The following is a 2,993-nucleotide window of genomic DNA, read 5'->3' on the forward strand; positions in this document are numbered from 1 at the left end:
CGACCTTCCTCAACGCCGGTAAGGCCCAGCGCGGCGAGCTCGTCTCCTGCTTCCTCCTGCGCATCGAGGACAACATGGAGTCCATCGGCCGTGCCATTAACTCCGCCCTGCAGCTGTCCAAGCGCGGTGGCGGCGTCGCCCTGCTGCTGTCCAACCTGCGTGAATCCGGCGCGCCGATCAAGCACATCGAGAACCAGTCCTCCGGTGTCATCCCCGTGATGAAGCTCCTCGAGGACTCCTTCTCCTACGCCAACCAGCTCGGTGCCCGCCAGGGTGCCGGCGCCGTGTACCTCAACGCGCACCACCCGGACATCATGCGTTTCCTCGACACCAAGCGTGAGAACGCCGACGAGAAGATCCGCATCAAGACCCTCTCCCTCGGAGTGGTCATCCCGGACATCACCTTCGAGCTGGCCCGTCGCAACGATGACATGTATCTGTTCTCCCCCTATGACGTGGAGCGCAAGTACGGCAAGCCCTTCGGTGACATCTCCGTCACCGAGCTCTATGACGAGATGGTCGATGACCCGAACATCGCCAAGAAGAAGATCAACGCGCGCCAGTTCTTCCAGACCCTCGCCGAGATCCAGTTCGAGTCCGGCTACCCCTACATCATGTTCGAGGACACCGTGAACGCGGCCAACCCCATCGAGGGCCGCATCAACATGTCCAACCTGTGCTCCGAGATCCTGCAGGTCAACACCCCCTCCACCTACCACGAGGACCTCACCTACGAGACCATCGGCGAGGACATCTCCTGCAACCTCGGCTCCATGAACATCGCCATGGCCATGGATTCCCCCGATTTCGGCCAGACCATCGAGACCGCCATCCGCGGACTCACGGCCGTCGCCGAGTTCACCAGCATCGATTCCGTGCCCTCCGTGCGCGAAGGCAACAACGCCTCCCACGCCATCGGCCTCGGCCAGATGAACCTCCACGGCTACCTCGGCCGCGAGCACATCTACTACGGCTCGGAGGAAGGCCTGGACTTCACCAACGCCTACTTCGCCGCCGTGCTCTACCAGGCCCTGCGTGCATCGAACAAGATCGCCAAGGAACGCGGCACCACCTTCTCCGGCTTCGAGCGCTCCCAGTACGCCGACGGCACCTACTTCGACGGCTTCGACCCCGCCGACTTCGCGCCGAAGACCGAGAAGGTGAAGGCACTGTTCGAGGCTTCCACCGCGCACATCCCCTCCGCCGAGGATTGGGCCGACCTCAAGGCCGAGGTCATGGAGCACGGTCTGTTCAACCGCAACCTGCAGGCCGTCCCGCCGACCGGTTCGATCTCCTACATCAACAACTCGACCTCCTCGATCCACCCGATCGCCTCCAAGATTGAGATCCGCAAGGAAGGCAAGATCGGCCGCGTCTACTACCCGGCGCCGCACATGGACAACGAGAACCTGGACTACTTCCAGGACTCGTACGAGATCGGCTTCGAGAAGATCATCGACACCTACGCCATCGCCACCCGCTACGTGGACCAGGGTCTGTCGCTGACGCTGTTCTTCAAGGACACCGCCACCACCCGTGACATCAACCGCGCCCAGATCTACGCCTGGCGCAAGGGCATCAAGACCCTGTACTACATCCGACTCCGTCAGGTCGCCCTGACCGGCACGGAGATCGAGGGCTGCGTCTCCTGCATGCTCTAGGCAGCCGCGCGTGAAGGCCCCCGCACCCCTGGTCGAACAGGGGTGCGGGGGCCTTCGGTTGTGTCACTCGTCGATGAACATCTGGGCCACGGCGGTGAGCAGTTGCCGGGACTGCTCCTCAGCGGCGTCTTCATCGCCCGCCGCGATGAGACGGGCCAGTTCCTCGTGGGCCGACATCGCGGCCGGTGCCAGGTCCGCTGGCTGCAGGCCATAACGGGTGCGGGCGTGCAGGACACTGAGCATCGGCGGGGCGAGCGCAGCGAACATCTCATTGCCGGACGCCTCAAGCAGCAGATTATGGAAACGGCTGTCGGTCTCAAGGAAGTCCTGGGTATTGCCGTGGCCGGTTTCGCCGAGCTCGCGGACCTGCGAGGCCAGGGAAATAAGCTCCTCGCGCTGCTCCGGGGTGGCGTTGCGGGCCGCGAGGCGGGCGGCCAGCGGCTCAATGCCGGTACGCAGCTCATTGAGCGACTGCAACTGGGGTGCGCGGTCCATGGGGCAGGCCAACCGCCAGTCGATCACCGACTGATCGAACACCGCCCACGACGAGCGCTGGCGCACGGTGATGCCGACGCGCCGGGAGGAGGAGACCAGTCCCAATTGTTCGAGGGCGCGCATCGCCTCGCGGGCGACGGTCCGGGAGATGTCGAAGCGGTCCGATAGGTCTTGCAGGGTGAAGGTCTGGCCTTCGGCCAGCGTGCCGGAGACGATGTCCTGCCCAAGTTCGGCGAGGACAGTGTCCAGCAGGGGAGCTGCCGGGGTGCGGGAGGGGTCGGTCATCGCAATGTCCTTTAAATCCGGGGGCACGGTTAATCATCATTCTAATGGTCCGGGCCGCGGAAACTCTCGATAACCACCACATTCGGGGGAGGGGATTACACCTATCCGGCAGGGGGTGTCGCCTGTTTCGGGGGTAGGTGGCGAAACATGGACATATATATAAGGTACCCATCCGTTTGCCGGCGACCCGCCGGGGGAGGGGCGTCGATAAGCGGAAAAAACCGCCCTCAACCGAAAGGTTGATACCGACCGGGGGTGAAGTGGAGTTCCTGATCTGCGTAAAGAATGTTAATCGCCCAGTTCACAAGTGTGGCACCTGTCACAAACCGGGAGGGGTGTCGGCCGAATCGGCCCCGATTCGCCGGAAAAGTCCCTGTCCTTGAGTTTTGCCGGGCCACTCGGGTTACACTGACTTACGTCTCCAGTCCGGATGGGCTGGATAACTCTCTTACGCGTCCTTTAAGATGAGGCGCAGTAAAAGCTTGGCAGTCCGCATTGTGCGGGCTGTCTCGTAGTCAGGAGGAACTATGACCGCAGTGGCGCCCAGGCTCG

Annotated in this window: 2 protein-coding genes; one reads left to right on the top strand and one right to left on the bottom strand. The window is 63.0% G+C overall.

The window, feature by feature from the left end; all coding sequences use genetic code 11:
• Nucleotides 1-1,661, top strand: a 1,661-nt coding sequence (gene nrdE / locus Q4G50_RS14530; protein ID WP_303378368.1) for a class 1b ribonucleoside-diphosphate reductase subunit alpha, incomplete at its 5' end; no start/stop codon positions are given.
• A 63-nt stretch (nt 1,662-1,724) separates the two neighbouring features.
• Here nrdE and Q4G50_RS14535 read toward each other — a convergent pair.
• Nucleotides 1,725-2,441 carry a FadR/GntR family transcriptional regulator gene (locus Q4G50_RS14535; RefSeq protein WP_303378369.1) on the bottom strand — a complete coding sequence of 239 codons (717 nt, stop codon included), beginning with the start codon at nt 2,439-2,441 and terminating at the stop codon, nt 1,725-1,727.
• Nucleotides 2,442-2,993 lie beyond the last annotated feature (552 nt).

This window comes from Corynebacterium sp. (assembly GCF_030538285.1).
Lineage (GTDB): Bacteria > Actinomycetota > Actinomycetes > Mycobacteriales > Mycobacteriaceae > Corynebacterium.

Excerpts from the sequence above, each read along its gene's own strand:
- Q4G50_RS14535 (WP_303378369.1), bottom strand. The coding sequence starts at position 2,441 with ATGACCGACCCCTCCCGCACCCCGGCAGCTCCCCTGCTGGACACTGTC.